At 41.5% G+C, this 19,737-nt stretch carries 17 protein-coding genes; 5 read left to right on the forward strand and 12 right to left on the reverse strand.

Annotated features, from left to right (window positions below; genetic code table 11):
* The first annotated feature begins 329 nt into the window (after nucleotides 1–329).
* Nucleotides 330–2,504: a glutamine synthetase III gene (locus VL525_RS02005; protein ID WP_325382764.1), complete on the forward strand. Its 2,175-nt coding sequence runs from the start codon at nucleotides 330–332 to the stop codon at nucleotides 2,502–2,504.
* A 17-nt stretch (nucleotides 2,505–2,521) separates the two neighbouring features.
* On the opposite strand, the gene VL525_RS02010 is transcribed toward VL525_RS02005, so the two are convergent.
* Entirely contained in the window at nucleotides 2,522–3,940 is a 1,419-nt protein-coding gene (locus VL525_RS02010) for a chloride channel protein (RefSeq protein WP_325382766.1), read from the reverse strand.
* A 62-nt stretch (nucleotides 3,941–4,002) separates the two neighbouring features.
* Between VL525_RS02010 and VL525_RS02015 the strand changes: the two genes are divergently transcribed.
* Nucleotides 4,003–5,184 carry an AIR synthase related protein gene (locus tag VL525_RS02015; RefSeq protein WP_325382768.1) on the forward strand — a complete coding sequence of 394 codons (1,182 nt, stop codon included), beginning with the start codon at nucleotides 4,003–4,005 and terminating at the stop codon, nucleotides 5,182–5,184.
* 71 nt (nucleotides 5,185–5,255) lie between these two features.
* On the opposite strand, the gene VL525_RS02020 is transcribed toward VL525_RS02015, so the two are convergent.
* The 9 genes from VL525_RS02020 to VL525_RS02060 all read right to left on the reverse strand — a co-directional run bounded on the left by VL525_RS02020 (nucleotide 5,256) and on the right by VL525_RS02060 (nucleotide 16,882).
* Nucleotides 5,256–6,434, reverse strand: coding sequence for a hypothetical protein (locus tag VL525_RS02020; RefSeq protein WP_325382770.1), 1,179 nt, complete (start codon nucleotides 6,432–6,434; stop codon nucleotides 5,256–5,258).
* A gap of 19 nt (nucleotides 6,435–6,453) precedes the next feature.
* The gene (locus tag VL525_RS02025) at nucleotides 6,454–9,108 is read right to left on the reverse strand and encodes a TonB-dependent receptor (protein WP_325382772.1); all 2,655 of its coding nucleotides are present in this window, start codon (nucleotides 9,106–9,108) and stop codon (nucleotides 6,454–6,456) included.
* Between the two features lie 305 nt (nucleotides 9,109–9,413).
* Complete coding sequence (locus tag VL525_RS02030; RefSeq protein ID WP_325382774.1) at nucleotides 9,414–10,445, reverse strand: response regulator; 1,032 nt, start codon at nucleotides 10,443–10,445, stop codon at nucleotides 9,414–9,416.
* Nucleotides 10,446–10,470: 25 nt separating this feature from the next.
* On the reverse strand, nucleotides 10,471–11,028 hold the full coding sequence (locus VL525_RS02035) for a hypothetical protein (RefSeq protein WP_325382777.1): 558 nt from the start codon (nucleotides 11,026–11,028) through the stop codon (nucleotides 10,471–10,473).
* 359 nt (nucleotides 11,029–11,387) lie between these two features.
* Nucleotides 11,388–12,020, reverse strand: coding sequence for a response regulator transcription factor (locus tag VL525_RS02040; RefSeq protein WP_325382779.1), 633 nt, complete (start codon nucleotides 12,018–12,020; stop codon nucleotides 11,388–11,390).
* Nucleotides 11,992–13,080, reverse strand: coding sequence for a response regulator (locus VL525_RS02045; protein WP_325382781.1), 1,089 nt, complete (start codon nucleotides 13,078–13,080; stop codon nucleotides 11,992–11,994). Before VL525_RS02045 ends, VL525_RS02040 begins: the two co-directional genes overlap by 29 nt.
* Before the next feature lie 34 nt (nucleotides 13,081–13,114).
* Complete coding sequence (locus tag VL525_RS02050; protein ID WP_325382783.1) at nucleotides 13,115–14,104, reverse strand: response regulator; 990 nt, start codon at nucleotides 14,102–14,104, stop codon at nucleotides 13,115–13,117.
* Between the two features lie 7 nt (nucleotides 14,105–14,111).
* The gene (locus VL525_RS02055) at nucleotides 14,112–14,534 is read right to left on the reverse strand and encodes a response regulator (protein ID WP_325382785.1); all 423 of its coding nucleotides are present in this window, start codon (nucleotides 14,532–14,534) and stop codon (nucleotides 14,112–14,114) included.
* The gene (locus VL525_RS02060; RefSeq protein WP_325382787.1) at nucleotides 14,531–16,882 is read right to left on the reverse strand and encodes a PAS domain S-box protein; all 2,352 of its coding nucleotides are present in this window, start codon (nucleotides 16,880–16,882) and stop codon (nucleotides 14,531–14,533) included. The genes VL525_RS02055 and VL525_RS02060 overlap by 4 nt, the downstream gene beginning before the upstream one ends.
* A gap of 331 nt (nucleotides 16,883–17,213) precedes the next feature.
* Here VL525_RS02060 and VL525_RS02065 point away from each other — a divergent pair, with 331 nt between their 5' ends.
* Nucleotides 17,214–17,729 (forward strand): hypothetical protein, encoded by a 516-nt coding sequence (locus tag VL525_RS02065; protein ID WP_325382789.1) that lies wholly within the window; start codon nucleotides 17,214–17,216, stop codon nucleotides 17,727–17,729.
* A gap of 79 nt (nucleotides 17,730–17,808) precedes the next feature.
* Complete coding sequence (locus tag VL525_RS02070; RefSeq protein WP_325382791.1) at nucleotides 17,809–18,516, forward strand: DUF4397 domain-containing protein; 708 nt, start codon at nucleotides 17,809–17,811, stop codon at nucleotides 18,514–18,516.
* A 197-nt stretch (nucleotides 18,517–18,713) separates the two neighbouring features.
* Here the strand turns inward: VL525_RS02070 and VL525_RS02075 are convergent, their stop codons facing one another.
* Both VL525_RS02075 and VL525_RS02080 read right to left on the reverse strand, forming a co-directional pair.
* A complete protein-coding gene (locus tag VL525_RS02075) occupies nucleotides 18,714–19,034 on the reverse strand; it encodes a hypothetical protein (RefSeq protein ID WP_325382793.1) in 321 nt (106 codons plus the stop codon).
* 1 nt (nucleotide 19,035) lies between these two features.
* A complete protein-coding gene (locus tag VL525_RS02080; RefSeq protein ID WP_325382795.1) occupies nucleotides 19,036–19,170 on the reverse strand; it encodes a hypothetical protein in 135 nt (44 codons plus the stop codon).
* 303 nt (nucleotides 19,171–19,473) lie between these two features.
* On the opposite strand from VL525_RS02080, the gene VL525_RS02085 reads away from it, so the two are divergent.
* Complete coding sequence (locus VL525_RS02085) at nucleotides 19,474–19,665, forward strand: hypothetical protein (RefSeq protein WP_325382797.1); 192 nt, start codon at nucleotides 19,474–19,476, stop codon at nucleotides 19,663–19,665.
* The last annotated feature ends 72 nt before the right edge of the window (nucleotides 19,666–19,737 follow it).

The following is a 19,737-nucleotide window of genomic DNA, read 5'->3' on the forward strand; positions in this document are numbered from 1 at the left end:
TCATAAATATTTACTAAAATTTAACACTGATTTTGCATAATTTTCAATCAAAAAACTTACTAAAGCCCTAAAAATTCATCAAGATTTTAAAATTAAGGTTAAACAACACCTTTATTCGTGTAGTTATTACAATCTGAAGCCACTTGGCGCCATGCCCGGGGTAAAATAAATGTGAAGGACGATTTAAAACTTTATCATTTACAGTTATACATAAAACTCGCCTGATCATCACTTTTCCTGATCAATATGATATTTTGAAGAAATATTGAATTGTTTTATTGAGGATAATTATACATTTGGAGTAAATCACGTAAAAAAGTTCAATAATAATGTCAAACTTCAGGTTTCAGGCTCTGCAGGCGGTTCTCGACAGATCAATTCCGGAAATAAAACTTCCTTCAAACAAAATCTCTGATTATTTCAATTCGAATGTTTTCGATAAGCAAAAAATGAAGGAGTTTCTTTCCAAAGATGCCTACCAGGTAATTGTTAGCTCGATTGAGAAGAGCGAGCCGATCCCCCGTGACATGGCCGACCAGGTCGCCTCGGCTATGAAAGCATGGGCGATAAGCAAAGGCGCTACGCACTATACGCACTGGTTTCAGCCGCTTACCGGTACCACTGCCGAAAAACACGACGCTTTTTTTGAACCAACCCCCGATGGCGGCGCGATCGAGGTGTTTTCAGGTGATGCTTTGGCACAACAGGAGCCGGATGCATCAAGCTTCCCCAGCGGAGGGCTGCGCAACACATTTGAAGCGCGCGGTTATACAGCATGGGATCCTTCGTCCCCTGCTTTTATTATGGGACGTACCCTGTGCATACCTACTGTATTTGTCTCGTATACCGGCGAAGCCTTAGATTATAAAGTTCCGCTGCTGAAAGCGTTGAATGCATTAGACAGGGCGGCCGTCGATGTTTGCCATTATTTTGATAAAAGCATAGAAAAGGTTAACGCGTCGTTAGGAATTGAACAGGAATATTTCCTGGTCGATATAGCTTTATTTAACGCACGCCCCGATCTGTACTTAACAGGCCGTACGCTCTTTGGGCACATGTCGGCAAAAAACCAGCAACTGGAGGATCATTACTTTGGCTCGATACCCGAGCGGGTGTACGCCTACATGCAGGACCTGGAAACAGAAGCTTTGCAACTGGGCATTCCTCTTAAAACACGTCATAATGAGGTTGCACCTTCGCAGTTTGAATGCGCACCTATATACGAAGAAATAAACCTGGCTATTGACCATAACCAACTGCTGATGGACCTGATGGACCGGGTTGCAAAAAGGCACAACTTTAAAGTACTGCTGCATGAAAAACCTTATGCAGGTGTCAATGGATCGGGCAAGCACAATAACTGGTCGATGATCACCAACACGGGCAGAAATCTCTTGTCGCCCGGTAAAACACCAAAAAACAACCTGATGTTTCTTACCTTTTTTGTGAATACCATCAGAGCGGTATATGAACATGCAGATTTGTTAAGGGCATCTATAGCGTCTGTTAATAACGACCACCGCCTGGGCGCTAACGAGGCGCCTCCGGCTATTATATCGATTTTCCTGGGCACCCAGTTGAGCGATGTACTTGACGAAATAGAAACTTCACGTATCAGCAAAAAAATAAAAGACGATGCTTTGCTATGGCAGGGCATCCCCAAAATACCACAGATATTAAAGGATAATACCGACCGTAACCGAACCTCGCCTTTTGCCTTTACCGGTAATAAGTTTGAGCTGCGGGCCGTTGGTTCTTCGGCTAATTCGGCTTATCCCATGACCATCCTGAACATGATCATGGCCGAGCAGCTCAAGAAATTCAAATACGACGTTGACCGGATACTGAGAAAAGGCGAGAAAAAGGACGTGGCGATACTGATGGTAATAAAACGGTACATCAAGGAGTCGAAAAATATACGTTTTGAAGGCAATGGTTACAGCCCCGAATGGGAAGAAGAAGCAGAAGCGCGCGGGCTATCCAATTTCAAAACAACCCCTAAAGCTCTGGATGCTTTGTTAGCCGAAAAATCGGCAATTTTGTTTGAAGACACTGCCGTCTTCAGTCAGCGCGAGGCCCATGCCCGCCATGAAGTTTTGCTGGAAAGCTTTTATAAAAAACTGCAGATAGAAGCGCGCGTAATTGGCGAGCTTGTAACCAACGTTATCATACCCACAGCTATAGCCTACCAAAGCAATTTGATAGAGAATGTAAAGGGGCTTAAAGATATCGGGCTTGACAGCGGCACCTATGCGGCGCAGCTTGATATTATATCGAAGATATCGGAGCATGTCAATTTCATCAAGTCGAACGTTGGTTATATGATCGCCGAACGTAAACAGGCCAATGGTATCGAAGATATACGTGAAAAAGCTATTGCTTATGACGAAAAAGTGAAAGCTTTCTTTCAGCCGATCCGCTATCACGTGGATAAATTGGAGCAGCTAATAGACGACTCGCTTTGGCCTTTGCCTAAATTCCGCGAATTATTGTTTATAAAATAAGGCAGACATAAATAATACTAAGCCGGGCTTTCGTTTTTTACCGTTTCTATTATCGGTTTGGGCTCGTCCTGTGCGTTCTCATTTTCCTCCTCAGCCTTGAGGTCGATCATGTATTGAACTTTAAGATGATCGTATAAAGAATGTTTGTCCACCAACATCGCCGCCAAACTTGCTATCATGCCGGCCAGGATGAGGTGAAAAATAACATTGTTACGGTCGGTCATTTCCAATACCAGGATAGCTGATGTAAAAGGCGACCTTGTAACACCTGTTAAAAAGCCAACCATGCCTGCTAAAATAAGCATGTTGGTGTTAGCTTCAGAGAAATTGAACCAGCTTGCCACAAACGACCCCACGCTTGCACCGGCTCCGAGAGCAGGCGCGAATATCCCTCCTGCCGCGCCGGTTGTAAATGATAACGCGGGACCGATAATGCGAAACACCGGCATATACCATACAGAGTATTTATCTGAAGTAAACAGCACGCGTTGCATCACATCCTTCCCAGATCCCAGCGCTGCGAAATTGACAAAATATGCAAACGTCACCATGATAAGCGCACAACAAACCAGGTAGATCACATGTTCACGCTGAAATCGAAACTTAGCCTTCCACTTGAGTATGACCAGTATGAATTTAGACATAGCGCTTCCTAACAAACCAGTAATAGCTGCAACGAGCGCAACACTCAGAAATATAAATGTCGAAAGGCTGTCGATCTTGGGATAACCAAGGTAAAGATACGGGCCCAATATCCCTTGTGCTGTTAAACCGGCTATGATAACCGACGAAAAAATGGCTGTTTTGAAATAGCTGAAGTGTGTTTTAGTTAGTTCTTCAATGGCAAAAACTATTCCCCCGAGCGGGGTGTTGAAGGCTGCGGCAAGTCCGGCGGCTGCACCTGTTATGATCATGTTCCTTTTTGCAACTTTTGGCCACCAGGCCGGCAAAATCTGGTTTACTTTTCTAAATACCGATGCAGCTATTTGTATGGTAGGCCCTTCCCTTCCTATGGCGCCGCCACCTATTGCCAGCACGAGGCTGGATATCACTTTAACCACTATCACCTTTATACTCAAAAGCTTGTCGACCTTGTCATCTGTCTTGGGACCGGTTATTTCTATCGCTGCGGCAACTTGCGGTATACCGCTCCCGCGTGAATAAGCAGCAAACCGCTTTACTATCCACCAGGCGGCGATAAAGCAAACGGGGGTTAATATAAATAACAGCCAGGCGTGCCAGTGAAACACTTTAGCAGTCAGGTCTTCGGCATAAAAAAAAAGCCTTGCATACACAACGGCTATCAAACCGGTTATTACTGATGCTATCCAGAATGGAATTGCCTGAAGTACATTTTTTTTTAGTTGTTCATTGTTAAGGCGGTCAAAACTATGTTTAAGGTGAAGGCGGATTTTAGACAGTATATTGTTTGACATCGATTGATAGATAAGAAAATGCAAAAATAACGTTTAAACCTCATTATACACTATATTTGCCCATGATTTCTTCGCAAAGGTACGATCAGAGAGGCGTCTCGGCCTCGAAAGATGATGTTCATAACGCTATAAAAAACATTGACAAGGGCATTTTTCCTAAGGCTTTCTGTAAGATAATTCCTGATATTTTAAACAACGATCCGGCTTACTGCAACATTATGCACGCCGATGGAGCAGGGACGAAATCATCGCTGGCATATACTTACTGGAAAGAAACCGGCGACACATCCGTTTGGCGTGGAATAGCACAGGACGCCATCATCATGAACCTGGACGACCTGCTTTGCGTTGGGGCCATCGATAATATATTGCTGTCATCGACCATCGGCCGCAATAAGAATTTGATACCGGGCGAAGTGATCGCCGCCATTATTAATGGTACCGAAGAGATACTTGCCGAATTGCGGGATGCCGGTATCGGCATCTATTCAACCGGGGGCGAAACTGCCGATGTTGGCGACCTGGTGCGCACTATTATAGTAGATTCGACCGTTACCTGCCGGATGAAACGCGGTGATGTGATCTCGAATGACCGCATACGGCCTGGTGACGTTATAGTGGGCCTTGCATCTTACGGCAAAGCCAGTTATGAAAAAGAGTATAACGGCGGGATGGGTTCGAATGGCCTCACCTCGGCCCGGCACGATGTGTTCAATAAAAGCATCGCCGAAAAATATCCTGAAAGCTATGATCACGGCGTACCTTATGATCTTGTATTCTCAGGCTCCAAAAAGCTGACGGATAAGATCGATATTGGCAGTGGTGATTTTGTAACCGCAGGCAAACTGGTACTTTCACCTACCCGTACCTATGCCCCTATAATAAAGACCATTCTGCAAGAATACCGACAAAAAATACATGGCATGGTGCATTGCAGCGGCGGGGCGCAAACCAAAGTGCTGCATTTTGTGGATAACCTTCATATCGTAAAAAACAAGTTATTCCCTGTTCCGCCTTTGTTCAAACTGATACAGGAAGAATCAAAAACAAATTGGCAGGAGATGTACAAGGTATTTAATATGGGCCACCGTATGGAATTGTATGTGCCCGAAGAAATAGCAACGGATATAATCAGTATTTCAAAAAGCTATGGTGTTGATGCCAAGATCATCGGTCATGTTGAAGCATCTGAAAAAAAGCAGGTAACCATCACTTCCGAAAACGGCGAGTTTATTTATCATTGAAACGATTTGTCATAACAAAAAATGCCCCGGAAAAAACCGGGGCATTTTTTGTTAAATGGCACTTGCTTATGTTACTGTACAAATACAAAAACAGATCCGTTGTACTGGAAAGTTTTGGTTACATTAACAGTAGCACCTTTATTGTAGGCTTCATAGGTAACTACAAATTTCTGATTGGCCACAGCTGTTGGGAAATCATGCGCCAGTAATGCAATAAATGCATTCTGAATATCCGTATCGCTCCAGTAAGTTGCGTCAGTAGCTGCGCTGATGTTAAAGTCGCCGTACTGGGCCACATTATCCCTTGCAGATTGCGAACCTGCTGTAGTTTGGGTTCCGATATATTTATAATCGGCAGTGGTCGCTGTATAATAAACCGTGTTATCGGCGACCCACATGCCATCAGTCTTTAAAAAGGTGAGCGGAGAGCCTACATTGATGGGCGTGGTTACCCAATTAGCACCATCAAACGTTACAGGAATAACGCGCTGCCAGTTTTTACTTGCAAAATATTTAAAACTAACGTATTGTATATCATACTTTTTAGCAGTCGCCGCCACACCGGCGTCGGCTTTTAAAAAGGTATTAAAATAATTAGGCAGATTAGATGCATCACCCGCACTAAAATCATTAAAAGTGCCGCCTTTACCAACTGACTGATATTGGGCCTGGGATATGGTATATATTTTTTTCCATGCACCGTTCAGGTATAAAAATGATTGCGTTGCGGTACTGGTAACGCCACTTTCATAATAAGTAAAAGTAAGCAGGGCTAACTGATTATCAAGCGGAGTTGGGTATTTATAGGGCAACCAGCTCAAAATTTGCGAAGCACTGAAATCGGTATACTTATTATTAGGCAACAATAGATAATCAGCATCCGTAAGGGTGTACGCCACATCTGTAAAAAGCGTATCGGCCACGGTGATAGTTGCAGGCGAATTTGCGTAGATCACATTCAACGTCGATTTGTCAGATGCTGTAGGGTATTTTGATGACAAAATAGTGGGGATGTCTTCCTTAGCATCGTCGCTTGTTTTAAACGATAATGAGGTGTGTGCGTAATTATCCGCAGGTAGTAAAGTATAATCGGCAGGGGCCAATGTCAGGTCAACTGTAATAGGTGCCGGTATAGGCGCGGTTGGCGCAGGCACCGGTCCCAATTTTTTGTATGTTTCGTCAAGCGGATGACAAGCGCTGAGCGCTGTTGCCACTGCAATAAAAGCGAATAAATAATATATCTTTTTCATGAAATCCTTTTTAAATTTATTAGAATTTAACTTTCAGTGTTGTCATATAAAGCCGGCCCGAACCATACCAAACTCCAAGGGCTTTTGTACGCGTCACAAAATCAGCGTTCGACGGTGCGTTTTCAAAAGCATCTGCCAGGTAGGTTGTGTTAAATACGTTGTAAACATTTCCTATAAATGACGCATCCAATCCTGCGAATTTAAACCTGAAAACAACGTTCATGTCAACTGTTGAGAAACTTGGTATCTCGTAGGGCTTGTAAGCCGTAGGATCGAAAGTTGACGAAACCTGCATTTTAGTAGGATCATACGATGCATAGTAACGGGTATAATAATTATAGTTTGCGCCTACCTTTACCTGCGGCAATACGTTTACATCCAAACCTAAAGCGGCGGTAGTTTGTGCGCCTGTACTGGCCGTACCAAATTCACCCACCTTCTTATCTTTAAGCAATAATGATGGGTAAGTTTGGGTTTGTCCGTTATCAGATGTCACCTGCGCGGGGCCGGTATTGGCAGTATAATGATAATCACCTATAGATAACATACCACTCAATACGACATCCTTTACCGGGCGGAATTTAGCATCAAGCTCTATACCCTGGTGCAGTTCGTCGATACCCGAAACATTAACGGTGGAAAGAGTTTGGTCGTTATTTAAGAACGTGTTTGTTTTTGCACGGTCTTTATACGAGGCCCTGTAAAGATTTATGTTAGCACTGAAAAGTGAGCTGCTGAAACCATAACCCAATTCATAGCTAAGCAATTTTTCGGGCTTGGCATCCGGATTAATGTCGTTCTTTTTATTAAGGAATACAGTGGCAACCAGGGGCGCCCTCTGAATATAACCGATATTGGCAAAAATATTGCTCTGATTATCTAAATTATAGTTGACACCGCCTTTTGCCTGGTAACCTAAAAAGTTGACCCATTTGGTTGTCTGATTAGGGTCATCATTTAAATAATTAAAATAATCGACCCTGCGGTTACTGGTATTAGTTCCGGCCAGGGCAACAAAGGCCGAAAGATCATCCTTTACATATTCTGTTTGGGCGTATAAACCTTCGGAGGCTATTTTATAACGATAGTCGTTGTTAAATTTCCCATCAGTTGCAATATGGGCGCCGGGATTATTGATATTGCCGTAAGGCGATGTAAGACTGTTGTTCCTGGCATCGACTATATAGGTGCCACCTAACAGGTCGTTTACTTTATTATAATGTTCACCTTCGTAGTATCTTAAGTCGGCGCCTGCAAGGAAACGAAAATCCCCAAAAGCTTTTTTATAGGTACTTAACAAACCATATTGTTTATGATCGTTTTGTGCATTCTGCATAAATAAACTGGAACTTGCATCGGCATTAGCCAGGTTATTTTTAGTTATTTGGTTAAAATCTATCGGCGAGTAAATGTTGCCGGTACGTGGTACGGCACTTGCCGAGGTGCTTCCGGTAGTTAGCACCGGCGACGAACCGCCTGCAGGCGCGGCCAAATAAACTGCGGCGCCTGTTCCGTAAGAGGCATACAATTGCGTTGACAAAGATGAAGTTTGATTGATCTTCCAGTTATGGCTTAATGAAGCCAGTGGCTTGTTATAAAAGTTCTGCTCGGCGCTGTATAATTGACCGTTCAGGTAACCATAGTCAGAATTATAACGGATGCCCTGTGGTGCCGCTCTGTATGTTGCTATTGTATTATAAGTATAACGCTGCCCGTGATTTTGCGATGCGCCCATTATACTGAACGACAAGGTTTGCGAAGGACTTAAAATTTTCGAAATATTGGCGAAATAGCTGTAACCTGTGTAATACAACCCTTCGGCATAACCATCACCTGTACTTTTTGATAACAAAAAGGTAGAAGCCCAGCCTTTATCGCTCAAACCCGTCGAGTACGAAACCAGTGTTTTCAGGGAACCATAACTCCCTACTGATTGTAATACTGTGCCGCTTGGCGTAGGTTCAGTGCTCATAGTGGTGATGTTAATTGTACCACCTAATGAAGGCACCGCCGCAGTTGAAGCGCCGATACCACGCTGCACCTGCATAGATGTTGTAACATCGGCCAGGCCGGCCCAGTCGTTCCAGTATATTTTACCGGCTTCCACATCGTTAACAGGCAAGCCATTGATCAATAAAGCGACGTTATTGCTGCTAAAACCGCGAATATTGATCCTTGAGTCACCGTAGCCACCACCTAAACGGCTGGTCATCACGCCCGGTGTGGCTTTTAGTAATTCCGGAAATTCTGCTCCCGCGCCTTTTTCCTCTATATACACCTTCCCTACCGACGAAACAGCGATAGGCGTTTGCCGCGCAATAGCTATTGACTGATTGGCGGTGATGGTGACTTCCTTCATTGAAGCTGAGGTTGGGTCGAGTGTGATCGTACCTAAATCGTCTTTGTCGGCTGGTATTTCCCTGGAAATATATCCGATGTAGGACAACACAAGTGTCGTAGTGCCTTCGGCAGGTACTTTTATCTTAAAAGTACCGTCAAGTGATACAGATGTCGCATTAGTTGTGCCTTTTACCAGCACAGTGGCGCCTATCAATGGCTCCTTATTTTGCGCATCAATCAGTTTACCTTTAACTGTTTTCTCGTTGCCTTGGGCAAGGGCAATGCAGTTTATAGCAAATGTTGCGATTAAAAAAATAAGTAAATGCTTCCTCATAGTTTGGAGTTTTTTTTTGTTAATTATTGCTTAAGAAACGTGTTTCAAAGATAGGCTCCTTAATATTAAATTATTGTTAACCCCTGCCTGACTGGCCTGAAAATGGCTTTCGTAACAGGATTGTTGCTTTTTTAACTTATAGTAAAGCATGTCCTTTTACGTTATTTTCGTCTTAATTTCCTTAAATTCAAGTATGAATTAAACTAGTCTGAAATTAAAAATGCCTGTGAATCACAGGCATTTTTAATTTCAGAACAGGTTCCCGGCCTGCTTCAACCAAGCTGTAAGACAAGTCACCAAAAAGACTAACAGCTTTGGGACGAGCTCGATTCGATATCTATATTTGACTTATTGGTGATTTCCTTTATAGCAATATCTAATTCATTTGCCGAAAGCAATATATACCTCAGGGCCTTTTCCTTTTCATCAGCAGTTGGCATATCATTAAATACGTTGATAAGCCCCATTATCCTGGCCAGCGGCGCGCGCACTATATGAGATTGTATCCATGATATTTCTTTCAATTTTTGATTTTGCAATTCAATAGCCTTGATATAATTCAGTCTCTCAGTAACATCAATTGCCAGGGTAACCACGGCTTTTTTTCCCTGGTATTCTATCAGTTTGCTTTTAGTGTCAACCCGCATCAGCTCTCCGTTCTTCTTTCTGTGTATGTTATTGCATTGGCACTCAAGTCGGCCCGTTAGCATGGCCGAATCGATTATCTTTTTTATTTTCGCAAATTCCCCGGCCGGCCTAATATCCTTTATTGTAAGAGACAGAAACTCATCCCTGCTATACCCATATTGTACTATGGCAGCATCGTTAACATTCAGAAAATAAAATGTGTTGATATCAAAAACCCACATCGGTTGCGGACTCAAATGAAAAAGGTCACTGTATCTTTTTTCAGAATCTTCCAGTTCCAATGTTGCTTTTTTGCGTTCGAGGCTGTAAACGATACTTTTGTATAATGATATGGGGGTTAGCTCTTCTTTCAGTACATAATCCGAAACGCCAAGGGAAAGAGACTTTATTCCGAAAGCAAAATCGGTATAACTCGTCAATACGATAACAGGAGTATTCATACACAGTTTCGTTATGTCGCTGATCAATGGTACCCCGGTCTTATCAGGTAATGAAAGATCAAGAAGTATCACATCAAATTGTTCACACCTGCCCGTTAAAATACTTCTTGCTTCACGGCAATTTTTGGCATGCGTTAAATTTAACTGCTTCATTTGCTCCAATAGAAATTCTTCAATAAGGGCAAAATCGCCAGGGTTATCTTCTACAACTAAAATATTGAGCTCTTTTTTCTCATTCACTATTTCCATGCGCTTAAAGGGCCAAATTCATTTATCATTTTATTATAAGCACAAATCGTTTTTTTCCAAATGAATTAATATCAGCTTCATCGACTTTGAAACCGTAATTACCTAACCTAAGGTCAATGCTATCCTTCTGCAAATTATCTTTCAACCATATTTGTTTATCGGCCGGCATCTTATATAATCCACTTATCCTCAAAAAAAACGAGCCGCTCGATTTAGTGTGTATATCCAAACCAATGGACATCCCTGTAGAATATGGCAAACTGCTTATAGCCAGATCTGTTCCGTCGCGCGAGATATTTGCTATATTAACATGTCCAAAACCATTTAAATAAGGGGCATCCTCATTAAAAACATAATCCGGACTCGAAACATGATTGAATATTATAAAAGTTTCGTCAGAAATTGTGCTGTCCTGGTATAGTCTGAGTTTCAAGCCAGATTTGTCAGGTATTGTATCCTTGTCCATAGCCGCAACGGCTGCCGTAGCTGTTGCGAGTGGTTTAGGTTCCGGTGCTACCCGCGCTTCCTTTTTACATGCGGCAAGTAAAATTGCGGCTATTAATACTAAATTTAATGCTTTCATGATATTTATAGTTTAAGTGCTTCCTGATTTCTCATCTAATTTTCAACTCAGGTTTTATCATATTCAAATTCGTCAGCGTATAATTTATTTCGAGGTCAATTGCAGAAACAAGAGGCCGTTTGCAGTGTGTGCAGTTATGCGTTGATAACAGGCTATCTTCTGATAATGGCATTTGAACATCCATTATATTATGGTAAATTGAATTTTGGCATTGCAGGTTCATGCAATACAGGGAATAACATTCTACAGACCTATCCATCGGCTTTGATTTTAACTATTCAAAGTTGTTAAACAAGCCGCAGACTACTTATAGTTGTGATTATGAAACCTTTGTAGTTGTTTCGGTGACAGGAAATAACTTACACCAACCTTTGGCTGATGGCATAATTGGTAAGCTCGGCATTATTTTTCAGTTTCATTTTCGCCAGGATGCGGGCGCGATAGGTACTTATGGTGGGGGTACTTAAATAAAGCATATCTGCAATTTCTGAAACAGTTTTTCCCGAAGCAATAAGCAGGAGTGTCTGGTATTCTCTGTCGGACAATAATTCATGTGGTTCTTTCATAGCATCGTCATCCATCATCTCAAGAAATTTCTCTGAAACCGCCGGCGATACATATTTTTTACCATCCAGTATCTTATTAATGGCTTTTATAAGCTCCTGGTCTGCAGTGTCTTTTGACAGGTAACCGGAAGCCCCCATTTTTAACGCCCTAAGAGCAATTTGCTCCTCCCCATGGAAACTGAACATTAAAACCGGCACTTTGCGTTTATCTGCTCTTATTTGTTTCAAGACATCCAGCCCGTTGCGGCCGGGCAGATCGATATCGAGTATCACGATATCCCAGTCTGATTCCTTTAATTTTTGAAAAACTTCCGCATAGTTGGTTGCTTCGCCAAATTGAACAAACGGAAATTCGCCGGTGCAAATTTGCCTGACACCAATTCTAATTGCTGAGTGGTCATCGGCTATTAATATCTTCGTTGCCATTTGTTTTTATTTTAAGTTCGATATTGGTGCCTTTACCGGGCACACTATTTATATTAAGTTCCGCCCCTATCAGGCTTGCTCTCTCCTGCATATTAAGTAACCCCATCGACGAGGAATTTTGTAAAGTACGGGTGTCAATTCCTTTCCCATTGTCCGATATATAAACTTTGATCATTTCCGGCCCGCTTTCTAATCTTATCGATACGAGCGAAGCCGCTGCATGCTTAGCAATGTTGGTTAAAGCCTCCTGGCATATCCGGAAAATACTAACTCCTGTGGTCCTGTCGATCAAAGGCTGATCTATCTCAGCGTATATTTTACTCTTAATACCCGTTTTTCGCTCAAATTCGCTTACAAGCCATTCAATTGCTGCAAATAGCCCCAGTTTATCCAATAATGCAGGTCGCAATTCATTCGCGATCAGTCTCAAGGTTTGTATGCTGTTGTCTACGTCGCTAAGTATGGCTTCGATCACCGGTTGTAAATCGGAACTAACCCCATTATTTTTTTTCAATGAGGACATTGACATTTTCAGTCCCGACAATTGCTGGCCAAACTCATCATGTATCTCCCTGGCAATTCGTAATCGTTCCTCTTCTACCACACTATTTAATTGTTTGGCAAATCGCCTGGCGCGCTTTTCTGAGGTTTCAAGAGCCCGGGCGATCCTTTTGCGTTCGGTACTGTAAACAATACTTTTGTAAAGTGATAAAGCGGTAAGTTCATCTTTCAAAATATAATCAGATACGCCAAGTGAAAGCGATTTTACGCCAAAACTCAAATCCGAATAACCGGTTAAGACAATCACAGCCGTATTTGAGCCGATTTCCATTACTTCTTCGATGAGGGGAATTCCTGTTTTATCTGGCAATGAAAGATCTAAAAGTATAATATCAAATGGCAGGGCAGTATTGGTGAGGATGTCTTTGGCCTCAACAAAACTCGAAGCATGTGATAATACCGGGGATTCAATTTGTTCAAAAAGGAACTCCTCAACCAGGGTAAGGTCGCCCGGATTGTCTTCAATAATTAAAATATTATAATCACCTTTATTGGGCATTGCCGTTATTGTTGCCTACGTGTAAAACCATCATCTACTGTGTTTTATCCGTGATTTTTTTTATAACCTCATCCAGTTCATTTGCAGATGACAACAAAAAATCTAACGTCATCTCTTTTTCTTTGTCATCATCCTTTAATTCTTTTATAACTTGTACCAGTCCCATAATCCGGGCAAGCGGTGCTCTGACTATGTGCGACTGTATCCAGGATATTTCCAGCAGTTTTTCATTCTGTCGTTCAATTGCTTGTATGTAATTCAATCTCTCCGTAATATCGGTCGCGATAGTGATCTTTGCTCTTTTACCTTTATATTGAATAAAATTGCTTTGGATATCTACCTGTATAACATCTCCGTTTTTTTTTAAATGCTTTAATATACCCGAACTGTTTTCTTGATATTGAGCTCCATTCAAAGGCATGGTTTCAGGCATTATTGTCGCTTCACAAGGCTTGATCTTTTCTAAATTCAGCCCGATAATTTCTTCCCTGGCGTAACCATAGTTTTTTATAAATGCATCATTCACATCTAAGAAAATCAATGTCTCCCAGTCAAAAACGAACATAGGCAATGGGCTCAGATGGAATAACTGACTATATTTCTTTTCCGACTCTGCCAGCTCTAAAATTGTTCTTTTTCGTTCAAGGTTATAAACAATACTCCGGTACAGTGTTATTGATGTTAATTCATCCTTCAGCAAATAATCCGAAACGCCTAATGAAAGTGATCGTACCCCAAAATTCAGATCAGCATAACCGGTCAAAACAATAACTGGCGCATTCAAAGCAATTGCTACTATTTCTTTTATTAAGGAAATACCCGTGCAATCAGGTAATGAAAGATCAAGCAGTATAATATCAAAAAGGGGCGTGTTTGTAAACAAAATTGCACATGCCTGTTTAAAAGTTGATGCATGTGCAACCACCGGGGCTTCAATTTGCTCAAAAAGGAATTCCTCAATCAGGGCAAAATCGCCTGGGTTGTCCTCGATGATCAAAAAATTATGACTGCCTTTATTGGGCATAACAAGGTCATTTAACAGGGATAGAAACTATATTTATCCAAAAATCTTCAATTTTTATCATGGCATTCATAAAATCGTTCGCATCTATAGGTTTGGTTATATAACAGTTTACGTGGTTATCGTAGCTTTTTAAAATGTCCTTTTCCGATGAAGAAGTGGTGAGTACAATGACAGGTATCCCCCTATATTTTTCGGAGTTTTTAATGTACATCAATACCTCATGGCCGCTAATTTTTGGCAGATTTATATCCAAAAGCACAAGGTCAGGTATTTCGTCCTTAGCCGTTATGGATTCAAAAAAACTAATCGCCGCTTTTCCGTCCTTAATCACGCTGATCTTATTGATTATCTTGCTATCCTCAAGGGCCTCTTTTGTAAGTAAGATATCGCCTTCGTTATCTTCCACCAACAGAATACTTATTTCTTTCATTTTCTTAAATTTTTGGGGAGCGTGAAGTAAAATGTACTTCCTTCACCCTCTGCCGATTCAACCCATATCTTTCCACCGAGGTTTTCAATAATCTTTTTGGCAATGGCCAGCCCCATACCGGTACCTGAATATTCATCTTTATTATGCAACCGCTGAAAAATGACGAATATCTTATCGAAATACTCAGGGGCTATCCCTATTCCATTGTCCATTACCGAAAATTGAAAGTTTGTATTATTTTCACTGCACGATATCCTGATAACAGGTGCGCTACCCGGCTTATGATACTTTAAGCTGTTACTGATAAGATTTTGAAACACTTGTCTTACCGGGGTTTTATAAGTTTGAAGTATTGGAAGTTTTTCAGCAACAATAACCGCTTGCAGTTCCTCTATATGCCGCCTGTAAAGAGCCAGTAATTCATCAATAACCTTGTTAAAATTTACTGTTTCCAGGTCGTCTTCCGTTCTGCCTACCCTGGAAAAATCAAGCAGATCGAGTATGATCTGGCGCATCCTTTTGGCTCCATCCACAGCAAAATGTATGTATTGGCGTCCCTTATCATCTATTATATCACCATATTTCCTTTCAAGTTGGGTAAGAAAACTGGTTACCATTCTAAGTGGTTCCTGCAAATCATGCGACGCCACATAAGCAAATTGCTCCAATTCGGCGTTGGAGACGGCAAGGTCCTTTGTGCGCTTTTTTAGGTTTTCATTCAGTTCTTTCAGGCGGGCTTCTGAGGTTTTTCTTTCGGTAATATCTTTAAAATATACCGACAACCCTGCGGCCGAAGGATAAGCACTAATTTCGTACCATTTATCTAAAGGCGGGTAGAAGTCTTCGAAATGCAGTGCACGTTGTGTTTGAATTGCCTCATGATAACATTTGTACGATTGCGAGCCTACGGCCGTAGCAAAAACGTCCCATAAATTCTTATTTATAATGGCAGCTTTAGGTGTCTTCAGCACTTCCTCCGCTGTATTGTTCCAATAAGTAACAACCCAATCCTTGTCAACAGCAAAAAATGCATCATCGATGCTTTCAAGTATCGTATTTCTTTCTTCGAGGGCTCGTATCCCCGCTAATTCAGCCTTTTTTACTTCTGTAACGTCATAGATAAGGGAATAAAAGCCTTTAACGCTGTCACCTTCTTTATCGGGTAGATATTGCGTATCGGTGTTAATTACTTTGCCGTCTGCGCGATGAAAAGTATGCTCGAATCTTTGAGCCTTTCCGTTCAAAACTTCCTTGATATGATCTTCGCGCAGTTTGAATTCACTGTCACCTAAAAGTTCTTTCTTACCAATGCCGAGCATTTCAGCCGGTTGCTTTTCAAACCATTCTACACATGTTCTGTTGGCGAACAGGCAACGCATACCGGCATCCCAATAAGATATCATGGCCGGCAAATTGTCTGTTATAGTTTTGATAAAACGCTCACTTTCACTGATCCTTTCCTGTATCAGCTTACGATCAGAAATATCAATAAAATTCGACACCATAGCATTGATGGCCGGCTCATGCAGCATGTTGGTAGTAAAACCTTCGCACCATATCCAATTTCCGTTCTTATGTCGCAGGCGAACTTCATTGAAAACCGAATTACCCGGCACATGCATTACCCCCTTTCTGTTGTTAAGAAATGTAGGCATGTCATCTTCATGAAGAAGGTCAACAATAGATTTATGTAATAACTCGTCCGTGTCATAACCAAGCGTAATTGTGACCGACGGGCTGGCATAAAGAAATTTACCATCGGGGCTGCTGAGCGTTTTCATTTCTGTGCTCTTTTCAATAAGGGCGCGAAAGCGCATTTCGCTCCGAATTAGCTCTTCTTCAACTTTATGCTTTTCTCGTCTTGCTGCAACATCGTCAAGCGCCCGCCTGACTTTAAAAGCCAGCGTATACAGCTTATCTTTGAGTACATAATCTGTTAATCCATCTTTCATATAATCAACAGACTTTTCTTCTCCGATTGTCCCTGAAATAAAGATAAATGGGGTATCAGGTATTAAGTCGTTCCTGATTTTGAACGCCGTATCTCCGTCAAATTTTGGAAGCGCGAAATCGGAAAGGATAATGTCTGGTATAAACTCGCTAATTGCAACCCGGTAGTCGTTTTCGTTTTGAACAACTTTAATTATGTAAGAAATGTCCCCTTTTTTCAATTCATTTTGCGTGAATTCAACGTCGGCGGGGTTGTTTTCGATCATCAATATTTTCACAATGCCGGGCACAACCTGGTCGTTTGGCGAGTGGAGACGGTCGCCATTAACTCCCCAACCTTCACCAGGTTTTTCAGTCGGCCTTTTAACCGGATCGCCCTTTGTGAGAATTTTTGGCATAACGAATATAAGTTTAGAAATGGATCAATTCGCGACATTCCTGACGGTTGTTAATTAACCTTTACAGAAATGAGGCTTTTTGTAAATATTGCCAATTAATAGTTAATATTCAACCCGTGTTTTAACGGTATTTTCGCAATAATTAAGGCCTGTATTTAATTCGTAACGATACGTTTTTAAGCTGAAGTTAATTTTCATTTTCCAAAGGCATGCTTTCATTATGCCCGGTTGGCCTATTAAAATCTTAACAGTGAAGCAAATAAGTTTGATAAGGCAGAATATTTTACTAAGTTAGTTGTAATATTTGCTTTTCACCCGTTAAACTTCAACCATGCCCAATCACCTGTCAGCCCTCGGAATTATTCACACAGCCATCAGCATCATTGCTTTACTGGTTGCTTACTATGCATTGTATCGTTCAGGCAAAATCGACCCGACATCAGGTTCGGGAAAATCATATATCATCCTCACGATACTTACCTGCGTCACAGGGTTTCCCATTATGAAAACAGGACATTTAACACCGGGGCATTATGTTGCTATCATTATATTGATACTCTTACCGATAGGTATATATGCTAACCGTTTTTTTGGGAAAGCTGGCAAATACGTCCAGGTAGTTGCCATGTCTACTACGCTTTTCCTATCAATGGTACCTGCTATAGTGGAAACATTAACCAGGCTGCCAATCAGCCACCCGATTGCCGCCGGACCAGACGATCCAATCTTAAAAAACAGCCTGACTGTCTTGTTTGTGCTTTACCTTTTCGGCGTAATTTACCAGGTAGTAAAGATCAAAAAGCGTGGAAAAAAAGCGCCTCCTCAAGTTAATCCTTCGGGCGTTTAAAGCAGTACCCTTTATTTTACTGCATTATCTGTATCGCTTGCCTGTTTTGTTGCGTATATGTAGAAAAGTGCAAACGATTATGAAAACCTATTTATTAAAAACGGCAGCAGCAGTTATCGGTGTGATGGGCCTGCTGTCTTTATCTTCGTGTTTAAAAGACAAAAACAACAACTACAATCCACCCATTGCTTTGGTATCTTTTTTCCAGGCGGCTCCCGATGACCCTGCTTTGGATTTTTACCTCGATAACAATAAAGTAAACTGGGGGCCGATCAACTATGGCGACGGAGTAGATTATTTCAGAGCTTTTGCAAGTAAACGCACAGCCAACTTTTACCTGCCTTCGACAATGGACAGCCAGTTTTCGGATACGCTATCATTTAAAGACGGAAATATATATTCCCTGTTTTTGGCAGGTCCAAAAACTCACCAGGAACTTGTTTTACTAAATGATACCGTTGAGAAGCCTGCAAGCGGCAGAGCAAGCATTCGTTTTATAGATCTAAGCCCTGATGCTCCTGCTGTTGATGTGGCCGTAAAAGACAGTGCCGCTTTTATTACAAATAAAAATTACAAGCAATACACATCGTTTACACCAATGCCGGGCGATAAAAACTACACTTTTACCATTCTGCAAAAAGGTACAAGCACAGTGCTGGCTACACTGGACAATGTTAGTATAGCTAACGGCGGAGTTTATACAATAATCTTTACCGGGCTTTCGGCTGGCACCACAAATGCTGATAAATTAAAAGCTTTTATTGTTACGAACGCCAGGTATTACTAAAGGTGAATAAAGGCGGTTAGTATTAATTATCCGCCTTTATTGATTATTAAACCAGGTCGGTCAAATAGCTGTGGTGCCGTATTGCCCCGGTTGTATTTACCAGTATCTGATAAATACCATGCATTGCGATGCAAATCACGTAAGGCTTCTGATCATACTAAACAGCGGCCCGCTAATTGCCGGTCACTGCTTTTTTATTACCTGTGCCGCTTAGGGTTAAATGCAACCAAATATTGCATGTTACTGTCGGCCTTATTGCCTGCGTCCAGTTGATTTTGGATATTGGATCTCGCCTGCTCAAGTTTGTCTTTCACAAGTCCGAATAGTTCGACTAGTATCTCAGGTAAAACTTTAGTTGAAACAATTGGATAATATTTCTTTTCGAGCGCTTTTCTTTCATCCTGGGTAGCTAAACTTAATTCCCATCCTTCGTCGTCTTTAAAACCAAATTCCCTGGCACAATTATTCAGATCGTATACATAAACTTTAGCCTGGAAATCAACTATTTTGTTTGTCATCTTACTTCTTTTTTCCGTTTGAAAATATTTCACTTTGTGATGCCGATTTTTTGCCGGCCTGGTAGTCTGATTGTCCCTTTTTTCCCGCAGGGTCGGGTAATTTTTTTTTCTCTCTGCTGCCTTTGTCTTTGCTCATGATTTGTTTCTTTAAATGTTTGTTCTTTCAGATACTAAACTATTGACCATAAAAAATGGCGGGATAGTTTAACGATCAGTAAGGCTGCTTTTCAGCCGTAATTGTATTGCTTATTGCTCAAATATTACCTGTAATAGAGGCAGGCAATGCCCAAGTGAAGGAGAATTGTACGCAGGAGTATTTTGCGTTTTTCTAAAGGTAGCTATAAAATATTGGCAAAAAGCATTTTGCGGCGTTTATTTTATCCATTTTAAAATTTTGGCAACAAAATTGCTTCATATCTATTATTCAAACCAGCAACGAATGATAACCATATATTGGGCGCTTAAAGTAAGTGCCGTGCTTATAAGCCTGATACTTCCATTTGAAGACCCAAGGAAAAAGAAAAATCGCGGTTATATAGCTTTAAGCGATTGGGTTATAAATGAAAAGGGGGAATTAGAGACCTATACCGAAATAGAACACAATAGCCACCCGATCAAGATCAGGCACTAAACGATACTGCTTTACAAACGACAAAGGCCTTGGTAAACACCGGGGCCTTTGTCGTAAATGGGAATTATTGTC

The sequence above is a fragment of the Mucilaginibacter sp. genome (assembly GCF_035492695.1).
Lineage (GTDB): Bacteria > Bacteroidota > Bacteroidia > Sphingobacteriales > Sphingobacteriaceae > Mucilaginibacter.

Excerpts from the sequence above, each read along its gene's own strand:
- VL525_RS02020 (WP_325382770.1), bottom strand. The coding sequence starts at position 6,434 with ATGAAAAAGATATATTATTTATTCGCTTTTATTGCAGTGGCAACAGCG.
- VL525_RS02030 (WP_325382774.1), bottom strand. The coding sequence starts at position 10,445 with ATGGAAATAGTGAATGAGAAAAAAGAGCTCAATATTTTAGTTGTAGAA.
- VL525_RS02035 (WP_325382777.1), bottom strand. The coding sequence starts at position 11,028 with ATGAAAGCATTAAATTTAGTATTAATAGCCGCAATTTTACTTGCCGCA.
- VL525_RS02080 (WP_325382795.1), bottom strand. The coding sequence starts at position 19,170 with ATGAGCAAAGACAAAGGCAGCAGAGAGAAAAAAAAATTACCCGACCCT.
- VL525_RS02050 (WP_325382783.1), bottom strand. The coding sequence starts at position 14,104 with ATGCCCAATAAAGGCAGTCATAATTTTTTGATCATCGAGGACAACCCA.
- VL525_RS02075 (WP_325382793.1), bottom strand. The coding sequence starts at position 19,034 with ATGACAAACAAAATAGTTGATTTCCAGGCTAAAGTTTATGTATACGAT.
- VL525_RS02040 (WP_325382779.1), bottom strand. The coding sequence starts at position 12,020 with ATGGCAACGAAGATATTAATAGCCGATGACCACTCAGCAATTAGAATT.
- VL525_RS02085 (WP_325382797.1), top strand. The coding sequence starts at position 19,474 with ATGATAACCATATATTGGGCGCTTAAAGTAAGTGCCGTGCTTATAAGC.
- VL525_RS02070 (WP_325382791.1), top strand. The coding sequence starts at position 17,809 with ATGAAAACCTATTTATTAAAAACGGCAGCAGCAGTTATCGGTGTGATG.
- VL525_RS02010 (WP_325382766.1), bottom strand. The coding sequence starts at position 3,940 with ATGTCAAACAATATACTGTCTAAAATCCGCCTTCACCTTAAACATAGT.
- VL525_RS02055 (WP_325382785.1), bottom strand. The coding sequence starts at position 14,534 with ATGAAAGAAATAAGTATTCTGTTGGTGGAAGATAACGAAGGCGATATC.
- VL525_RS02060 (WP_325382787.1), bottom strand. The coding sequence starts at position 16,882 with ATGCCAAAAATTCTCACAAAGGGCGATCCGGTTAAAAGGCCGACTGAA.
- VL525_RS02005 (WP_325382764.1), top strand. The coding sequence starts at position 330 with ATGTCAAACTTCAGGTTTCAGGCTCTGCAGGCGGTTCTCGACAGATCA.
- VL525_RS02065 (WP_325382789.1), top strand. The coding sequence starts at position 17,214 with ATGCCCAATCACCTGTCAGCCCTCGGAATTATTCACACAGCCATCAGC.
- VL525_RS02025 (WP_325382772.1), bottom strand. The coding sequence starts at position 9,108 with ATGAGGAAGCATTTACTTATTTTTTTAATCGCAACATTTGCTATAAAC.
- VL525_RS02015 (WP_325382768.1), top strand. The coding sequence starts at position 4,003 with ATGATTTCTTCGCAAAGGTACGATCAGAGAGGCGTCTCGGCCTCGAAA.
- VL525_RS02045 (WP_325382781.1), bottom strand. The coding sequence starts at position 13,080 with ATGCCCAATAAAGGTGATTATAATATTTTAATTATTGAAGACAATCCG.